We start from the raw sequence: 17,886 nt of genomic DNA on the forward strand, positions 1-17,886 counted from the left end.
AAGCGGCGGGTGGTTGCCGGCACGACCGCCGGCCTCGTCGCCGCCCTCCTGATCGGGGTGAACCTGCGCCCCGCGATCACCGGCGTCGCGGCGCTGCTCGACGAGACCCGCCTCGCGCTCGGGCTGACCTCGGCCGACGCGACCGTGCTCGCGACCCTGCCCGTCATCGCCTTCGGACTCACCGCCCCCGTCGGCCCCTGGCTCGCGAGGCGGGTCGGCGTCGCCCGCGCACTCGCCTGGTCGATGGCGGCGCTCGCCGCGACGCTCGCGGCTCGGGTCGTCGCGTCGGTGCTCGTGCTGCCCGGCACCTTCGTCGCTGGCGTCGCCATCATGGCCGCGGGCACGCTGCTGCCGCAGTTCCTCAAGGAGCTCCGCGCATCGGGTCTCTGGATCGGTCTCAGCAGTATGTCGTTCGGCGTGGGCGCGGCGCTCGGGGCCGGGCTCGCCGTGCCGGCGTACACGGCGACCGGTTCCGCGCCCGTCGCGCTCGGCATGTGGGCCCTCCTCGCCCTCACGGCGACCGCGGCGACGGCGTTCGCGGTGCGACGTGGCGCGGGCCGCGGCGGAGCGGTCGAGCATCCCGGGCTCCGGCTGCCGCCCGGCGGCGGCTGCACGATCGGGCTCGTGACGGCCGTGTTCGGGCTGCAGGCCCTGCTCTACTTCGCGGTCACGGCGTGGCTCCCGCAGTTCCTCGCCGATCGGGGCGAGCCGCCCGCCGTGCGCGGTGCGCTCCTCGCATGGTTCAGCATCGCCGGGTTCGTGCCGACCCTCATGACGCCCGTGCTCGCCCGCAGGCCGCGTGTGCTGGCGTGGTTCGGCCCCGGCCTGGGCATCGCCGTCGCGGTCGGCCTCGGGGCGCTCCACCTCGCCACGAGCGACGGGTTCGTGCTCGTCGTGGGCCTGCTCGGCGCCGTGCAGAGTGCGGCGTTCGGGCTCGGCATCAGCCTCATCGTCGGGATGTCGGCGAACGCCGCATCGGCTGGAGCGATCTCGGCGATCGCACAGGGCGGCGGCTACGCCATCGCCGGGGCGGGATCGTTGCTCGTCGGCGTCCTGCACGAGACATCCGGCGGCTGGGAGTGGAGCTTCGCATTCATGGCCGTCATCGCCGTCGTCTTCGCGGTCGCGGTCGCCCTCGTGATCCGCCGCGAACCCGTCGATCTCGTGATCGCCCGGCCCGCGCCCGCCGCGCCCGCCGGGCGCGCCGGTCGCTGACCACGATCGGCCCGGCCGGCGCCCTCCCGCACGGCCCCGGCCGGGGCGATCGGATGCCTCGCGCCGGAAGCCGCGCGGATGGGCCATCATGGAGCGGTGACCGACGCCGCCGCATTGCTGCACGCCTACGACGACCAGCTCCGCACCGACGCCGAGACGGCGCACGCCGTCACGGCCGAGCGGCGCGGGCCGCTTCGACTCGCGATGTTCCCCGGCGGGTACGGCTTCGTGAGCTACCGCGACCTCGAGGGCGTTCGCGAGGATTCGATGGGCGAGCTCGTGGGCTCGACCCTCGCGCACTTCGCGGCCGACCCGGCGATCACGGCCGTCGAGTGGAAGACCCGCGGGCACGATCGCGCACCCGGCCTCCTCGATGCCCTCGTCGCGCACGGGTTCGTCGCGGAGGAGCCGGAGTCGATCATGGTCGGCGAGGCCGCTCTGCTGACGGCCGACGTGCCGCTGCCGGAGGGCGTGGTGCTGCGCCGCGCCGCCGACGAACGGGATGTGCGGGCGATGAGCGCGATGCAGGACGAGGTGTTCGGCGACCCGGTGTCGGCCGAGCGCGCCGACGACCTGGTGCGGCGGCTCGACGGCGACGACGGCACCGAACTCTGGATCGCCGAGGCCGACGGGCGCATCGTCAGCGCCGGACGGCTCCAGCCGGTCGAGGGATCGGACTTCGCCGGCATCTGGGGCGGCGCGACGCGCGAGGAATGGCGCGGGCGCGGCATCTACCGCGCACTGACCGCGGCGCGGGCGCGCTCCGCGCTGGCGATGGGCAAGCGATACCTCCACAGCGATTCGACCGAGTTCTCGCGCCCGATCCTCGAGCGGTCGGGCCTCGTGAAGGTCTCGACGACGACGCCGTACGTCTGGCGGCCCTGACGCAGCGCGCGATGCACCGGGTGCGGATGTCGCCCGTCGGTGACAGGATGCCTCTGTGCCCGAGCTTCCCGAAGTGCAGGCGCTCGTCGCCTTCCTCGACGAGCGGCTGACCGGGCGTGCCTTCGCCTCGTTGCGGGTCGCGGCGATCTCGGCGCTCAAGACGTTCGACCCGCCGCTCTCCGCGCTCGAGGGCGAACGCATCGACGGCGTGCATCGGCACGGCAAGTTCGTCGACGTCGAGACGGGTGGTGCGCACCTCGTGTTCCATCTCGCGCGTGCCGGCTGGCTGCGCTGGTACGACGAGGTGCCGAAGACCCCGGTGAAGCCGGGCAGGTCGCCGCTCGCGCTGCGCGTGCGCCTCGAAGACGGGGCCGGATTCGACCTGACCGAGGCCGGCACGAAGAAGTCGCTCGCGGTCTACGTCGTGCGCGACGTCGCCGACGTCCCCGGCATCGAGCGGCTCGGCCCCGACCCGACCGCCGCCGACTTCACGCTCGACGATTTCGCCGGCATCCTCGCCGGGCGGCGCACGCAGATCAAGGGGCTGCTGCGCGACCAGTCGGTGTTCGCAGGCATCGGCAACGCCTACTCCGACGAGATCCTGCACGCCGCGAAGCTCTCGCCCTACCTGCTCGCGGCGAAGCTCACCCCCGAGCAGACCGAGGTGCTCTACCGGGCGATGCGCGACACCCTCGCCGAGGCGGCGGCCGTGGCATCCGGTCGCCCTCCGGCGGAGCTGAAAGACGCGAAGCGCCGCGCCATGCGCGTGCACGGCCGCACCGGCGAGACGTGCGAGGTGTGCGGCGACACGATCCGGCAGGTGATCTTCGCCGACTCGACCTTCCAGTACTGTCCGACCTGCCAGACGGGCGGCAAGCCGCTGGCCGACCGGGTGCTGTCGCGGCTCGTGAAGTAGCGCCCCGCCTGCCGCGGGTGGCACACCGTCGGTGCCGGATGGTAGGCAGGGGGGATGACGACTTCCGACGTGGCCTGGCCGCGCCCCGCCGGCCCGCTCGAGCTCCGGCTGCCGACCCGCGAACTCCTCGAGCAGGTCCTCGTGTGGCGCAACCGCCCCGAGGTGACCCGGTGGCTGCTGCGCACCGAGGTCGAGCCCGAGGCGTTCACGAAGACCTGGCTCGACGGCATCGACGACCCGCTCGACCACTCGGCGATCGCGGTGCTCGACGGCGAGGTCGTCGGCACCGGATCCCTCTGGATCACCGATGCGATGGGGCAGACCCACGGAGACCCGGCCGAGTACGTGCGCGCCGAGGCGGGCATCGGCTACGGGGTGGCCCCGCACCACGCAGGTCGCGGGTTCGCGACCGAGATCGCCCGCGCGCTCATCGACCTCGCCGTCGACGAGCTCGGCGTGCACCGCGTGACCGCCGGCTGCTACGCCGACAACATCGCCTCATGGAAGGTCATGGAGCGGCTCGGCATGCGGCGCGAGCAGCACGGCGTGCGCGACTCGTGGCACGCCGAGCTCGGGTGGATCGACGGGTACACCTACGCCATCCTCGCCGACGAGTGGCGCGAGCGGCGGGTCGCCGAGCGGACCGCGGCGAACTGAGCGCGGCGAACGAGAGGGGCGCGGTGGATCTCGGCGCGAAGATCCTGACGACCCGGTGGGCGGTCCGACTCCCGATCCCGATGTTCACGGCCGGGTTCGGCTTCCTGTTCTTCGGGCGGCTGCTCATGCTCGAGCATCGCGGACGGGTGAGCGGCGAACGCCGGTACGTCGTCGTCGAAGCGGCACGGCACGAGTCGCGCGATCGCATCGTCGTCGCCTCGGGGTTCGGGCCGACCGCGCACTGGTACCGGAACCTCGAGGCCGAACCCAGGTGCGGCGTCAGTGTGGGCTGGCGCCGTCGGGTCCCCGCGCGCGCCGAGCTGCTCGACGCCGTCGAGAGCCGTGCCCTGCTCGACCGCTACGCGCGTGAACGCCCGAAGACGTGGGCGATGCTGCAGCGCTCGATCGTCGATGCGACCGGCGAAGCCGACCCCGAGATCCCGATGGTCAGGCTGCACCTCGAGCCGCGACATCCGCGCGGCTGACCGCCCCCGGCCTCGCACCGGCATCGAGCACCCCGTCGACGAGGCGCTCGAGCACGGCGAGACCGTCGATCGAGAGCACCGACTCGAGGTGCCCCTGCACCGATGCGACGCCGGCGCCGTTGAGGCCGTGCACGGCGCCGGTGTGCGGGTCTGCGGCGATCTCGAGCCCGTGTCGCGGGGTGCGGTCGAGCCCCGCATCGTACGCCGTGAACGTGTTGTAGTACCCGATCGTCGCGGTCTCGCCGAAGAGCGCGACCTCGCGCTGCAGGCCCTGTTGCGGTGCGGCCAGCGGTGCGACGGCGAGACCCGAGAGACGGGCGAGCACCTGGTGGCTGAGGCAGACGGCGAGCATCGGGCGCCGCTGGCCGAACCGTGCGGCGATGAGCTCGTGCAGCCGGAACAGGCGCGCGTCGCCGGCGTCGCGCGGGTCGCCCGGGCCGGGGCCGAACACGACGAGATCCTCGGCGGCGTCGAGCGGGGCCTCGTGCCACGGCACGATCCGGGACGCGACGCCGAGGTGGTGCAGCTGGTGCGCGAGCATCGTCGTGAAGTCGTCGCCCGCGTCGACCACGAGCGCCGACACGCCGCGCGGGGGAGCGGCGGGTTGGGGCGCGATCCAGAAGGGCGCGAGGTGCGCGTTGCGCTCGGCGAGCGCGACCGGGTCGGAGGCCGAGGCGTCGCCCGTGGTGCCGGCGACGGCGGATCCGGCTCGTGCGTCGTCCTGCCGCGGGATCGCACCGAGCGCCGTGAGCATCCCGGCCGCCTTCGCGTGGGTCTCGGCCACCTCGCCGGCGGGGTCGGAGTGACGGACGAGCGTCGCGCCGACGGGCACGCGCACGCTGCCGTCGCCGTCGAGGTAGGCGGTGCGGATGAGGATCGGCGCGTCGAGGTCGTAGCCCGACGCCGTCGGCGTGAACCGCGCGAGCACGCCCGCGTAGTAGCCGCGCGGCGTGGTCTCGTGGCGGGCGATCACGGTGCAGGCGTTGCCCATCGGCGAGCCAGTCACGGTCGGCGCGAACATCGTGCGGCGCAGCACCTCGCGGGGGTCGAGGGTGCTCCGGCCCTCGAGCACGTACTCGGTGTGCGTGAGGCGGGACATGCGCTTGAGGAACGGCCCGCGGATGCGACCTCCGTCGGGGCAGACGGCGCTCATCATCTTGAGTTCCTCGTCGACGACCATCACGAGCTCCTCGCGCTCCTTGACGTCGGCGAGGAAGGCCTCGAGGGCGTCGTTCGACGGCGGGCCGTCGAGGTGGCGGAACGTGCCGGAGATCGGGTTCATGGTGACGACGCCGCCGACGCTCGAGACATGGCGCTCGGGGGTCGCGCCGACCGCCGAGAGGCCGGGGGTGTGCACCGCGAACGTCCAGTACGCGCCCGCCTCGTGCTCGAGGAGTGCGCGCAGCCAGCCCAGCACGGCGATGGCGGGCCGTTCGGCGGTCGAGCCGGCGAACTCGCGGCGGATCACGAAGTTCGCGCCTTCGCCCTGCCCGATCTCGCGCTCGATCACGCGCCGAACGATCGCGGCGTACTCGTCGTCGGCGACGTCGACGCGGAGGTCGTCGACGACGACCGGATGGCGCGGCAGCAGCCCGGTCGCGGCGTCGACCGCGACCTGCTCGCGTTCGCGCACGACGAGGCATCGGAGCGGAGCGCCGTCGTCGTGCGCGGCGAAACCGCGCTCGCGCACCTGCCGGAACGGCACGAGCGCGAGCACCTCGGCGCCGTCGAGCGGGATGTCGGCGAGGTGCTCGACGTCGAGCACGTCGCCGACGAGCACATCGAGCGTCGCCTCGCGTTCGCGGCGGATGACGGCGAACGCGGGCGGCGTGCTCGCGGCGAGCAGGGCGGTGAGGAGCTTCGTCATGGTGTCTCCGGGTCGGGCCCTCGGATGGACCCTCCGCAGAAACGGAACGACCGCCCTCGGGCGGTCGTGAGTCGTCGGAACGCGCAGGCCGCCTAGGAGGCGGGCCACCAGTTGCGGTTCGACGCGGTCATGTCGAGCACCATACGGCATGACGCGAGGGTGCGCCACCCGTATTACGCTTCGGGAATGCCCGCCGATCCGGATCCCATGCTCGTCGCCCGCCTCCGCGCGGCCGGCTGCGTCTTCGCCGAGGCGGAGGCCGAGCTGCTGGCGGCCGCCGCCACCGACGACGACGTCGAGCTCGAGGCGCTCGTCGTCCGCCGAGTCGCCGGAGAGCCGCTCGAGGTCGTGCTCGGCTGGGCCGAGTTCGCCGGGCTCCGGCTCGCCGTCGAACCCGGCGTGTTCGTGCCGCGGCATCGCACCGAGCTGCTCGCCGCAGAGGCCGCCGGGATCGCGCGCGAGGCGACGAGGTCGCACGGACGCCCCGCGATCGTCGTCGACCTCTGCTGCGGAGCGGGCGCCATCGGGGCCGTCGTGGCCGAGACGGCGGGGCAGGTCGACCTGTACGCCGCCGACCTCGACCCGGTCGCGGTGCGCGCGGCCCGACGCAACCTCGAGCCGCGCGGCGGGCGCGTGTTCGAGGGAGATCTCTACGACGCCCTGCCCACCGGGGTCGCGGGCCGCATCGACGTGCTCGCGGTCAACGCCCCGTACGTGCCCACCGACGAGATCGCGCTCATGCCGCCCGAGGCCCGCGAGCACGAGGCGGTGGTCGCGCTCGACGGCGGGCGGGACGGGCTCGACGTGCATCGCCGGGTCGTGGCATCCGCGCGCGAGTGGCTCGCGCCGGGCGGGAGCCTGCTCATCGAGACGAGCGAGTGGCAGTCCGACACGGCGGCCGAGCTCATGCGCGCCGGGGGCCTCGAACCGCGATCGGTGCGGGCCGACGACACGGACGAGGACGACACGGTCGTGGTCGTCGGCCGCCGCCCGCGGGCGACCGACCCGCGAGGCTGACCACGCCGCGCGGTCATGGTCGCCGGCGTTCGGCGAGCAGGCGCGCGACCTCGTCGTCGCCGGTCTGGGCGAAGTCGAGGTAGTGCATGCCGACCGCCATGAATCCCGGCGGTGCCGCGAGGCACACGACCTCGTCGACCTCGGGCGAGGCCTCGAGCGCCGCGAGGCTGTCGGGCGCGGCGACCGGCACGGCGACGACGACCCGGGCGGCGCCGCGGGCACGGGCCACGCGACAGGCGACGCGCATCGTCGCGCCGGTGGCGACGCCGTCGTCGACGACGATCGCGGCGCGCCCCGCGAGCGGCACCGGCGACGCACCGCCGCGGAAGCGCGCCACCCGCGCGTCGAGCTCGGCCCGTTCGCGCTGGAGCACGGCGTCGAATCGCGCACGGTCGACGCGCGCCGACGCGATGACGTCGTCGTTGCGCACGAGTGCGCCCTCCTCGCCGATCGCGCCCATCGCGAGTTCGGGCTGTCCCGGCGTGCCGAGCTTGCGCACGACGAGCACGTCGAGGGGGGCGCCGAGCGCGTCGGCGACGGGTGCGGCGACCGGCACGCCTCCGCGCGGCAGCCCGAGCACGACCGGGTCGTGCAGCGCCGCTGACGCCTGGGAGCGCGACCGTTCGAGGAGCCGGGCGGCGAGTCGCCCGCCCGCCTCGACGCGGTTCGCGAAATGCTCCATGAGAACGGCCAGGATGCCTCGTGGGTGGCTGCACTCTCCTGATTAGCCCGACGCGGCAGGAGCGTCAACCCCTTGCCCGGCGCCGTGAAAGCCGAGGGGACTTCGTGTTCAGGGGCTCGTCGCCTACACTGGTGCAAATCCTTCCCCCGGGCTCCCCGGTTCGGGGCGAACCCGTTCAAGGATTCGGCGGGCCCCCAACCCCGTCACTTGGAGAACCCGTGGGACGTCATACTGTCGCGGCGCCGGTGAAGAAGCCTGCCCGCAATCTCGTCATGTCCGTCGTCGGGGCGGTCGCCGTCGTCGCCGTCGTCGGCACGGGCGTCTTCCTCTGGGTCGGAGGGCACCTCGACCCGCTGCTCGCCTCCGCCGAGGCCGGTTGCGACGACCCCCAGAAGCTCGTCGTCGTCGCCGACCGGTCGATCGCGCCGGCGGTCGCCGAGATCGCCGATCGCTTCGACCGCGCGTCGGAGAACTGCGTCACGACGAAGGTCACCCCGCAGGACTCGGCCGACACGTCCGCAGTCCTCGCATCGGGCACCATCGAAGCCGACGCCTGGGTGCCCGAATCGAGTGTCTGGCTCGATCGCATGAATGCGACGGCCGCATCGCTCGGCCAGGCGCCCCCCGTCGTCGAGGCGGGCGGGTCGGTCGCCTCCACGCCGATCGTGTTCGCCGCCGCGGCGACCGACGCCACGGCGCTGGCGAGCGAGCCGGTCAGCTGGTCGCGGGTGCTGCGCGGCACCCTGCCGACGATCCTGCCCGACCCCGAGGCATCCGCGGCGAGCCTCGCGGGCCTCCTCGCGCTGCGCGGCCACGCCTCGCCCGACGATCCGCGGCAGTTCGCGGGCGCGATGCTCGCGCTCGGCAAGTCGATCCCCGCGTCGACGAGCGCCGCCTTCGGCTCGCTCGGTGTGGGTGAGGCTCCGGCGGTCGTCGTCACGAGCGAGGCGCAGGTCGCGGCGTACAACGGCGAAGAGCCGGCCGAGCCGCTCGTCGCCGCGTACCCGGCCGACGGCACCGTCGCGCTCGACTACCCCTTCGTGTATCTCACCCTCGAGAAGTCGAAGCGAGAGGTGCTCGGCGATTTCGAGGCGGCCCTCGCCGACGGGGCGAAGACCTTCGCGAAGCACGGCTTCCGTGCGCCCGACGGCAGCGGGAAGCTCGACCTCGCCGGGGTCGGCGCCTCGGGCCCGGGCGCGGAGCCGGCGACCGACGGTCAGGCCCAGCTCGAGATCCTGCGCGCCTGGAGCGTGCTGACGCTGCGCTCGCGCATGCTGACCGTGATCGACGTGTCGGGGTCGATGGAGGAGCCGGCGGCCAACGGGCTGCGACGCATCGACGTCTTCCAGCAGGCGGCGCTCGGGGCCATGGAGAAGTTCTCGGGCGAGGTGGAGCTCGGGGTCTGGCTCTTCTCCACCGCGCGCAACGGCGACCTCGACTACGAGGACGTCTCGCCGATCGCGCCGCTCGCCGACGCCGCCCACACCCAGCAGATCGCCGGCATCATCCAGTCGCTGCCCGCTCGGCTCGGTGGGGCGACCGGCCTCTACGACACGACGCTCGCGGCCGTGAAGCGCGTGCGCGAGTCGTACGACCCCGAGAAGGTCAACTCGGTGCTGCTCATCACCGACGGGCGCAACGAAGACGAGAACGGCATCGACCTCGACACGCTGCTCGCCGAGCTCAAGAAGCTGGACGACCCGGCGAAGCCCGTGCCCGTGATCATGATCGGCTTCGGGCCCGACACCGACCTCGCGGCGATGCAGCAGATCGCCCAGGCCACGCAGGGCGCCGCGTACTCGGCGACGGAGCCCGAAGACCTCTCGACCGTGCTCGTCGACGCGCTCTCGCAGCGCAGCTGCCGCCCGAACTGCGGCTGACGGCGGCGCGCCCGACGACGAAGGGCGAGGGAGCGGTGCTCCCTCGCCCTTCGGACGTTCCGCGGCTCAGTGGCCCACCGGCGCCCCCTGCTCCATGTCGGCCGGGCGGCGGACGAGGAACGCGCCGACGATCGCCACGAGCGACAGGATCGCGCCGACCATGAACGCCGAGCTGATGCCGGCCGCGTTCGCCGCGACGGTCGAGGCGCCGTTCGCCTCGGCGATCGCTGCGCGCGACGTCATCACGGTGATGAAGAGCGCCGTGCCCGCGGCGCCCGCGACCTGCTGCACGGTGCCGACGATCGCCGAGCCGTGCGAATAGAACCTCGGTTCGACCGAACCGAGCGCCGAGGTGAACAGCGGCGTGAACATGAAGGCGAGCGCCGCCGACATGACCATGTGCGCGACGAGGACGAGCCAGGGCGACGTGTGGTCGGTGACCAGCGTCAGACTCCACAGCACGCCCGACACGACGATCGAGCCCGGTACGAGCAGGGGCGTCGGACCGAACCGGTCGTAGAGCCGGCCCACGGTCGGCCCGAGCAGGCCCATGATGAGGCCGCCGGGCAGGAGCAGGAGACCCGTGTAGAGCGGCTCGAGCCCGAGCACGTCCTGCAGGTAGATCGGCAGCAGGATGATCGTGCCGAACAGCGCCGCCATCATGACGACCATGAGCGCGACCGACAGCGCGAAGTTGCGCGAGGTGAACGTGCGCAGGTCGAGCAGGGCGCGGTCGTGGCGCTGCAGCATCAGCTGACGCACGATGAACGCGGCGATGCCGGCGACGCCGACGGCGAGCGAGACCCACATGGCCGTCGCGTCGGCCGCGCTGCGACCGCTGACGACACCGCCGACGAGGCTGAGCCCGTAGACGAGGCCGCCGAAGCCGAACGCCGAGAGGATCACCGAGAACACGTCGATCGGCAGCTTGCGCGTCTCGCTCACGTTCGTGACGCGGCGGATGCCGATGACGAGCATGACCAATGCGATCGGCAGCACGAGCCAGAACATGAACCGCCAGGTCAGGTAGTTCAGGATGAGCCCCGAGATCGTCGGCCCGATCGCGGGTGCGACCGACATGACGATCGAGACGCGCCCCATGAACCGGCCGCGGTCGGACGGGGCGACGAGGGTCATGAGCGTCGTCATCAGCAGCGGCATCATGATGGCGGTGCCGGTGGCCTGCACGACACGGGCGCCGAGGAGCACCTCGAAGCCCGGTGCGAGCGCGGCCATCAGCGTGCCGGCCGAGAACAGGCTCATCGCGGTGATGAAGATGGGACGGGTCGGGTACCGCTGCAACAGGAAGCCCGTGATCGGGATCACGACGGCCATCGTCAGCATGAAGGCCGTGGTCAGCCACTGTGCCGCCGAGAGCGTGATGTGCAGGTCGTCGACGAGATGCGGGATCGCGACGCCCATGATCGTCTCGTTGAGGAAGACGACGAAGGTCGCGGCGAGCAGCAGCCAGATGACGCGCGTGTTGCTCGCGCCGTGGGCGGGCTGATGGGCGACGACCGCGGCGTCCTGGGCCGCGGCGTCGGCGTCGACGGCCGGAGTGGAGGCGGTCGAGGGGTCGAGGTCGGATACGGCGCGTTCGGTCACAGAGTTTCCAATCGAGATCGGCGCGGAGCGCGCCGGAACGTGCGTCGAGACGTGAAAGGTGCGGAAGAAGCGGACAGGTGGGTCAACCCGGTACGGGCGACGCGCTATTCCCGGATTCGGAGATGGATCGGAATGCATGGAAACAGCCGCGTTGCGAAGCCCGTGCCGGTCGCCGCGGCTGCGGCGACCGGTGTCGAATCGATCAGGGCCTCACGATAGTGCGCACCGCCGACACGGCCCGCGCGACGGCGGCCGAGGCATCCTCGATCTCGGCCGGCGTGGTCGCGGAACCGAGCGTGAACCGCACCGCGGTCTGCGCGAGCTCGGCGGGCACGCCGATCGCCGTCAGCACGTGCGACGGGTCGTCGCGTCCGGCGGCGCAGGCCGAGCCGCTCGAGCAGATGACGCCGTCGCGTTCGAGTTCGAGCAGCACCGCCTCGCCGCTCGTGCCGGGGAAGACGAACGAGACGGTGCCGGGCAGCCGATCGGAGGGGTCGCCCGTGAGCCGGGCCTCCGGCACCTCGGCGAGCACGCGCGCGGTGAGCCGCGCGCCGAGCGCGCCGATGCGCTCGACGGCCTCGGCGCGCTCGGCCTCGGCCAGCTGCAACGCCGTGGCGAACGCGACCGCACCGGCGACGTTCTCGGTGCCCGACCGGCGCCCGCGCTCCTGTCCGCCGCCGTGCAGCACGGGCTCGAGGGGCAGCCGGCCCCGCACGATGAGGGCGCCGGTACCCTTCGGGGCTCCGATCTTGTGGCCGGCGAGCGAGATCGCATCGACGCCGAGCGCGTCGAGCGAGAGCGGCAGCCGGCCGGCCGCCTGCACCGCGTCGGTGTGCACGAGGGCACCGACGCCGTGGGCGAGTCGTGCGAGTTCCGCGACGGGCTGCACGGTGCCGATCTCATTGTTGGCGAGCTGCACCGACACGAGCGTCGTGTCGGGCCGGAGCACGGCCGCCAGGGCGTCGGGTGTCGTGCGCCCGCCGGCGTCCACCGCGACCTCGTCGACGTCGAAGCCGTGGTGGCGGGCGAGGTAGGCGGCCGATTCGAGCACGGCTTCGTGCTCGATGGGGGAGACCACCACGTGCCGGCCCCGCGGATCCGCGAGCGCGAGGCCCTTGACCGCGAGGTTGTCGGCTTCGGTGCCGCCGCTCGTGAAGACGACGTCGCCGGGCCGGCAGCCGATCGCCTCGGCGACCGCCGTCCGGGCGGCCGCGAGCGCCCGCGCCGCCTCGTCGCCGAGCCCGTGCCGGCTCGACGGGTTGCCGAACGCACCCGTCAGGTACGGCCACATCGCCTCGAGCACCTCGCGGCGCGCGGGCGTCGTCGCCGCGTGATCGAGGAAGATCACGGATGCCTCGCGGCAGCGGGGGCGGCAGCGGCAGCGGGGGCGGCAGCGGCAGCGGGGGCGGCGCCGGCGGCGGCGCTCTCCACCACCACGTCGAGCCCGAGGTCGAGCGACCGCACCGAGTGGGTGAGCGCGCCGACCGAGATCACGTCGACTCCCGTCGCCGCGATCGCGGCGACCGTGTCGAGGTTCACCCCGCCCGACGCCTCGACGATCGTGCGGCCGTCGATGAGCGCGACGCCCGCGCGCAGCTCGTCGGTCGTGAAGTTGTCGAGCATGATCGTGTCGGCCCCGCCCGCGAGCACGGGCGCGATCTGGTCGATGCGGTCGACCTCGACCTCGAGGTGCGCGGTGTGCGGCATCCGGTCGCGCGCCTCGCGGAGCGCGGTCGCGAGGTCGACGCCGCCGGCCGTGAGCACCGCGAGGTGGTTGTCCTTCGCCATGATCGCATCGGAGAGCGAGCGGCGGTGGTTGCGCCCGCCGCCGTCGCGCACGGCCTGGCGCTCGAGGCTGCGCAGGCCCGGCGTCGTCTTGCGGGTGTCCACGATGCGCGCGCCGGTGCCGGCGACCGCCGCGACGTATCGGGCCGTGAGCGTCGCGATGCCCGACATGCGCTGCAGCAGGTTGAGCCCGACGCGTTCCGCGCGCAGGATGCCCCGTGCCGGACCCTGCACTCGGGCGAGCACCGCACCGGCCGCGAAGGGCTCGCCGTCGCGCGCGAGCGGCTCCACGGCGATGCGCGCGTCGACGAGGCGGAATGCCGCCGCGAACACGTCGATGCCGCTCAGCACGCCGGGCTCGCGTGCGACGAGCTCGGCCGTCGCGGTCGCGTCGGCCGGGATGAGCGTGTCGCCGGTGAGGTCGCCCCAGGGGGCGTCCTCGTCGAGGGCTGCGGTGACGATGCGCTCGATCTCACGTGTGTCGGTCATCAGGCGGCCTCCTCGAGGTCGGGGGTCGTGGTGCGCGTCCGGTCGGCGGTGGTCGCGGCGCGCGGGTCGTCGGTGCGGAAGTGGGCGCCGATGCTCGCACGGCGCGCGAGCGCTGCGGCGACGGTCAGTCGGGCGAGGTCGAGCAGGTTGCGGTCCTCCGCGCGGCGGCGATCGACGGGGGCGGGGGCGTCCCACGCGTCGAGCAGCGCGGATGCCTCGGCGAGCCCGCGCACGTCGCGCTCGAGCCCGACACGGCGCCACATGAGCTCCTGCAGTGCGGTGCGCTCGACCGGCGCACCAGCGAGGCGGGTGCGCTCGCCCGAGCCGGTTCCGCTTCCGTCTCCGTCGGCGACGCCGCCGCGCCGTCCGATCGAGTCGTCGGAACGCTCCGACGGCGCGCCGTTGGAGGCCGCGTCGGCGCGCCGTGCAGCGGGTGCGGCAGACGGTGACGGGGAGGCGGACTGCGATGCGCCGCCGCCCGTGATCGCGCGGGCGGCGCGCTCGCCGAAGACGGCCGCCTCGAGCAGCGAGTTCGACGCGAGGCGGTTCGCGCCGTGCACGCCCGTGCGGGCGCACTCGCCGACCGCGTAGAGACCGCGGAGGCTCGACCGGCCGTCGAGGTCGGTGACGATGCCGCCCATCGCGTAGTGCGCGGCCGGGGTGACGGGCACCGGCTCGCGCGCCCAGTCGAAGCCCGCCTCGCGCACGACCCGGTCGAGCCCGGGGAAGCGTTCTGCGAGGAACGCCGCGCCGAGGGCGGTCGCATCGAGTCGTACGGGTTCGCCGCCCTGCTCGGTCATGCGACGCCAGACGGCGCGGGCGACGACGTCGCGCGGGGCGAGTTCGGCGTCGGCGTGCACGTCCGCCATGAACCGGGCGCCCGCGGCGTCGCGCAGCACCGCGCCTTCGCCCCGGACGGCCTCGGAGATGAGCGGTGTGCCCGGCGCGGCGAGGGCCGTCGGGTGGAACTGGGTGAACTCGAGGTCGGCGACCGCGGCTCCGGCGCGCCACGCCGCGGCGACGCCGTCTCCGGTCGCGACGTCGGGGTTCGTCGTATGCCGATAGAGGCATCCGCTGCCGCCGGTCGCGAGCACGACCGCGTCGGCGCGTCGTTCGACGAGCGCGCCGTGCTCGTCGAGCAGCCGGGCGCCGACGACGGCGGGACGACCGTCGTCGCCCGGCTCGACGAGCAGGTCGACGAGCATCGTGCGTTCGTCGATGCGCACGGCACGCCGGCGCACCGTGTCGACGAGCGCGGCCTCGATCGCCGCACCGGTCGCGTCGCCGCCCGCGTGCACGATGCGGGCTCGCGAGTGCGCCGCCTCGAGGCCGCGCGAGAGCCCGGACTCGCCGCGGTCGAACGCGACGCCGAACCTGATGAGGTCGCGCACCCGCGCAGGCCCCTCGTCGCACAGCACGCGCACCGCTTCGGGGTCGGCGAGACCCGCGCCGGCGGCGAGCGTGTCGGCGAGGTGCCGCTCGGCCGAGTCGTCGGGGAACAGCGCCGCGGCGATGCCGCCCTGGGCGTAGCGGGTGTTGGTCTCGGCGAGCTCGGTCTTCGTGACGAGCTCGACGCCCGCCCCCGCGTCGGCGGCCCGAACGGCGGCCCAGAGGCCGCCGATGCCGCCGCCGACGACGAGCACGCTCGTCATCTCAGGCTCCCGGAGCGGGCGTCGGTGCCGGCGGCTTCGCCGCGAGCATGCGCTCGAGCGCGAGCCGCGCGGGATCCGCGACATCGGCGGGCACGGTGATGCGGTTGACGACGCGCCCTTCGACGAGCTCCTCGAGCACCCATGCGAGGTAGCCGGGGTGGATCCGGTACATGGTCGAGCACGGGCACACGACCGGGTCGAGGCAGAAGATGGTGTGCTCGGGGTGCTCGGCGGCCAGGCGCTGCACGAGGTTGATCTCGGTGCCGATGGCGAAGGTCGAACCGGCGGGCGCCGCCGCGATCGCCTTCACGATGAAGTCGGTCGACCCCGCGGCGTCGGCGGCGTCGACGACGGGCATGGGGCACTCGGGGTGCACGATGACCTGCACGCCCGGGTGCGTCGCGCGCGCCTCGGCGATCTGGTCGACGGTGAAGCGCTTGTGCACCGAGCAGAACCCGTGCCAGAGGATCACCCTCGCGTCGGCGAGCTCGTCGACGGTGCTCCCGCCGAGGGGCTTGCGGGGGTTCCACATCGGCATCTGCGAGAGCGCGACCCCCATGGCCTTGGCCGTGTTGCGCCCGAGGTGCTGGTCGGGGAAGAACAGCACGCGCTGCCCGCGCTCGAAGACCTGCTCGAGCACCGTGCGGGCGTTCGACGAGGTGCAGACGATGCCGCCGTGCCGGCCCACGAACCCCTTGAGCGCCGCCGACGAGTTCATGTAGGTGACCGGCACGACGGGCACCCGCCCCGAGGCGTCCACCGCGTCGAGGTCGCCGTAGACGTCGGCGAGCTGCTCCCAGCACTCCTCGACGCTCGACAGGTCGGCCATGTCGGCCATCGAGCAGCCGGCGGCGAGGTTCGGCAGGATGACCGCCTGGTCGGGCCGGGAGAGCAGGTCGGCGGTCTCGGCCATGAAGTGCACGCCGCAGAAGACGATCGCCTCGGCGTCGGGCCGGGTGAGCGCGGCGTTCGCGAGCTGGAACGAGTCGCCGACGAAGTCGGCGTGCTGCACGACCTCGTCGCGCTGGTAGAAGTGGCCGAGCACGACGACCCGGTCGCCGAGCGTCGCCTTCGCGGCGCGGATGCGCTCGTGCAGCTCGTCGTCGGAGGCCAGCCGGTATTCTTCGGGCAGCGCGCCCTGCCGCGGCGACCCGGTCGGGATGACGTCGCCCATCGAGGCGCCCGGGCCGTAGCCGGCGGGGCCGGAGTCGAACTCCCACGGGCCCTTGGCGAGTTCGGGTGCGCAGCTCGCCCCCGGCGCGGCGCCCGAAGCGATGAGCTGCAGGCTGCGGTCGACGGATGCCTCGCGGCGGATGCTCGGCGTCGTGATGGTCATGAGGCTGGCCTCTCGCTCTGGAACGGTTCTCGGGCCCCGGCCGTGCGGACGGAGGCGTCGTAGCGGTACAGCTTGGGCGGGCGGTGCGCCGCACCGGCGAGCAGCTCGCCGGTCTCGCGCAGGCGGCCCGACGCGATCATGGTGCGTCGGAAGTTCGCCGGGTCGAGCGGCCGCTGCAGCACCGCCTCGTAGACCTCGCGCAGCTCGGCGAGCGTGAAGGTCTCGCCGAGGAACGAGTGGGCGAGCTCGGTGTACTCGACCTTGGTGCGCAGCCGCCAGAGCGCGTACTCGACGATGCGGTTGTGGTCGAACGCGAGCCCGGGCAGCGTGTCGGCCGGCACCCAGCGCACGTTCGGCCCGGCGACGGCACGAGCCGCCTCGTCGCTCTGCACGAGTGCCCAGTAGACGACCGAGACGACGCGCGCGTCGGGGGAGCGGTCGACCTCGCCGAACGTGTAGAGCTGCTCGAGGTACTTGGGCGCGAGGCCCGTCGTCGCGCGCAGGGTGCGCGCCGCGGCGACCTCGAGTTCTTCGTTGACGGGAAGCCAGCCTCCGGGCAGTGCCCAGAGCCCGAGCTGCGGCTCGCGGGTGCGGCGCACGAGCGGAGTCCACAGCACCGCGCGCCCGGCGGCGTCGGGCCGCAGCGCGAAGATCACCGTCGACACGGCGAGGCGCATCTGGGCGTCGTGGGGCTGCGGCATGCGAGCGGTCCTTCGGTTCGGAGAGTTCAGGTCAGTCTGACTCGAACTGTGGTCGACGACAGCTTACAGTCACTCTGACCAGAACGCGAACTCGGTGACGCCGCTGACCCGGGATCGGGGTCGGCACTGATGCCCGGGCGCCCGGGGGCGAGCACGCTCGATGGGTCCCGACACCATCCCCACCCGACCAGAGAGGAGGCGCGCCATGAAGAAGGCGTTCCTCGTGACCACCGTCCTGTTCATCGTCGACTCGATGCTGCAGGTGTACCTCGCCGCATTCGGCACGTTCGGCATGGAGACCGGCGACGAGAACGCGTTCAGCGCGCACGGCATCAACGGGCAGATCGTGCTTCGCGTGCTCGCCCTCGCCATGATCGCGTTCGCCGCGCTCGCGAGGGCCGGCAAGCGCACGATCTGGATGACGGTGACCGTGTTCCTGCTGACCGTCCTGCAGCTGCTCATCTTCATCCTGACCGGCGTGATCTTCGGCATCGGGCCGGAGAGCGCCGCCCCGCCGCTGCCGGCGATGCTCATGGTGAGCCTGCACGGCCTCAACGGCGCACTCATCATCGTGCTCGGCGTCGCGCTGTTCTTCCGGGCGCGCAAGCTCGTTCGCGAGGGCTCGGCGTCGTCGCAGCCGACCACCGACACCGTGGTCGAACAGGCCCAGCCGACGAGCGTCGCTTGACCTGCGCAACCACCACGGCGCGGAGG

At 73.3% G+C, this 17,886-nt stretch carries 16 protein-coding genes; 8 read left to right on the top strand and 8 right to left on the bottom strand.

Annotated elements, in window-relative coordinates:
* The first annotated feature begins 9 nt into the window (after positions 1-9).
* The 5 genes from ACFWGP_RS16475 to ACFWGP_RS16495 all read left to right on the top strand — a co-directional run bounded on the left by ACFWGP_RS16475 (position 10) and on the right by ACFWGP_RS16495 (position 4,158).
* The gene (locus ACFWGP_RS16475) at positions 10-1,215 is read left to right on the top strand and encodes an MFS transporter (protein WP_376931384.1); all 1,206 of its coding nucleotides are present in this window, start codon (positions 10-12) and stop codon (positions 1,213-1,215) included.
* A 78-nt stretch (positions 1,216-1,293) separates the two neighbouring features.
* Positions 1,294-2,100 carry a GNAT family N-acetyltransferase gene (locus ACFWGP_RS16480; protein ID WP_376931385.1) on the top strand — a complete coding sequence of 269 codons (807 nt, stop codon included), beginning with the start codon at positions 1,294-1,296 and terminating at the stop codon, positions 2,098-2,100.
* Positions 2,101-2,155: 55 nt separating this feature from the next.
* Complete coding sequence (locus tag ACFWGP_RS16485) at positions 2,156-3,016, top strand: Fpg/Nei family DNA glycosylase (RefSeq protein WP_376931386.1); 861 nt, start codon at positions 2,156-2,158, stop codon at positions 3,014-3,016.
* A gap of 54 nt (positions 3,017-3,070) precedes the next feature.
* A complete protein-coding gene (locus tag ACFWGP_RS16490) occupies positions 3,071-3,673 on the top strand; it encodes a GNAT family N-acetyltransferase (RefSeq protein ID WP_376931387.1) in 603 nt (200 codons plus the stop codon).
* A 23-nt stretch (positions 3,674-3,696) separates the two neighbouring features.
* Entirely contained in the window at positions 3,697-4,158 is a 462-nt protein-coding gene (locus tag ACFWGP_RS16495) for a nitroreductase family deazaflavin-dependent oxidoreductase (RefSeq protein WP_275505669.1), read from the top strand.
* Here ACFWGP_RS16495 and ACFWGP_RS16500 read toward each other — a convergent pair.
* Positions 4,121-6,025, bottom strand: a complete 1,905-nt coding sequence (locus ACFWGP_RS16500) for an anthranilate synthase family protein (RefSeq protein WP_376931388.1) — start codon at positions 6,023-6,025, stop codon at positions 4,121-4,123. The two genes, ACFWGP_RS16495 and ACFWGP_RS16500, sit on opposite strands and share 38 nt — an antisense overlap.
* A gap of 186 nt (positions 6,026-6,211) precedes the next feature.
* Here ACFWGP_RS16500 and ACFWGP_RS16505 point away from each other — a divergent pair, with 186 nt between their 5' ends.
* A complete protein-coding gene (locus ACFWGP_RS16505; protein WP_376931389.1) occupies positions 6,212-7,042 on the top strand; it encodes a putative protein N(5)-glutamine methyltransferase in 831 nt (276 codons plus the stop codon).
* Positions 7,043-7,055: 13 nt separating this feature from the next.
* On the opposite strand, the gene ACFWGP_RS16510 is transcribed toward ACFWGP_RS16505, so the two are convergent.
* Positions 7,056-7,724 carry a phosphoribosyltransferase gene (locus ACFWGP_RS16510; protein WP_231430475.1) on the bottom strand — a complete coding sequence of 223 codons (669 nt, stop codon included), beginning with the start codon at positions 7,722-7,724 and terminating at the stop codon, positions 7,056-7,058.
* 245 nt (positions 7,725-7,969) lie between these two features.
* On the opposite strand from ACFWGP_RS16510, the gene ACFWGP_RS16515 reads away from it, so the two are divergent.
* Positions 7,970-9,604 carry a VWA domain-containing protein gene (locus ACFWGP_RS16515; protein WP_376931390.1) on the top strand — a complete coding sequence of 545 codons (1,635 nt, stop codon included), beginning with the start codon at positions 7,970-7,972 and terminating at the stop codon, positions 9,602-9,604.
* 66 nt (positions 9,605-9,670) lie between these two features.
* Here ACFWGP_RS16515 and ACFWGP_RS16520 read toward each other — a convergent pair whose 3' ends face one another.
* From ACFWGP_RS16520 to ACFWGP_RS16545, 6 genes are all read right to left on the bottom strand, one after another.
* Positions 9,671-11,209, bottom strand: a complete 1,539-nt coding sequence (locus ACFWGP_RS16520) for an MDR family MFS transporter (RefSeq protein WP_231430477.1) — start codon at positions 11,207-11,209, stop codon at positions 9,671-9,673.
* A 202-nt stretch (positions 11,210-11,411) separates the two neighbouring features.
* Positions 11,412-12,557, bottom strand: a complete 1,146-nt coding sequence (locus tag ACFWGP_RS16525) for a cysteine desulfurase family protein (RefSeq protein WP_231430478.1) — start codon at positions 12,555-12,557, stop codon at positions 11,412-11,414.
* A complete protein-coding gene (gene nadC, locus ACFWGP_RS16530) occupies positions 12,554-13,483 on the bottom strand; it encodes a carboxylating nicotinate-nucleotide diphosphorylase (protein ID WP_376931391.1) in 930 nt (309 codons plus the stop codon). The genes ACFWGP_RS16525 and nadC overlap by 4 nt, the downstream gene beginning before the upstream one ends.
* Positions 13,483-15,135, bottom strand: coding sequence for an L-aspartate oxidase (nadB, locus tag ACFWGP_RS16535; RefSeq protein ID WP_376931392.1), 1,653 nt, complete (start codon positions 15,133-15,135; stop codon positions 13,483-13,485). Before nadB ends, nadC begins: the two co-directional genes overlap by 1 nt.
* A gap of 1 nt (position 15,136) precedes the next feature.
* A complete protein-coding gene (gene nadA, locus ACFWGP_RS16540; protein WP_376931393.1) occupies positions 15,137-16,471 on the bottom strand; it encodes a quinolinate synthase NadA in 1,335 nt (444 codons plus the stop codon).
* Positions 16,468-17,172 (bottom strand): NUDIX domain-containing protein, encoded by a 705-nt coding sequence (locus tag ACFWGP_RS16545; RefSeq protein ID WP_231430482.1) that lies wholly within the window; start codon positions 17,170-17,172, stop codon positions 16,468-16,470. The genes nadA and ACFWGP_RS16545 overlap by 4 nt, the downstream gene beginning before the upstream one ends.
* Positions 17,173-17,377: 205 nt before the next feature.
* On the opposite strand from ACFWGP_RS16545, the gene ACFWGP_RS16550 reads away from it, so the two are divergent.
* Entirely contained in the window at positions 17,378-17,860 is a 483-nt protein-coding gene (locus tag ACFWGP_RS16550; protein WP_231430483.1) for a DUF6220 domain-containing protein, read from the top strand.
* Positions 17,861-17,886: the final 26 nt, after the last annotated feature.

Source organism: Agromyces sp. NPDC127015 (assembly GCF_042725165.1).
In the GTDB taxonomy this organism is placed as follows: domain Bacteria; phylum Actinomycetota; class Actinomycetes; order Actinomycetales; family Microbacteriaceae; genus Agromyces; species Agromyces chromiiresistens.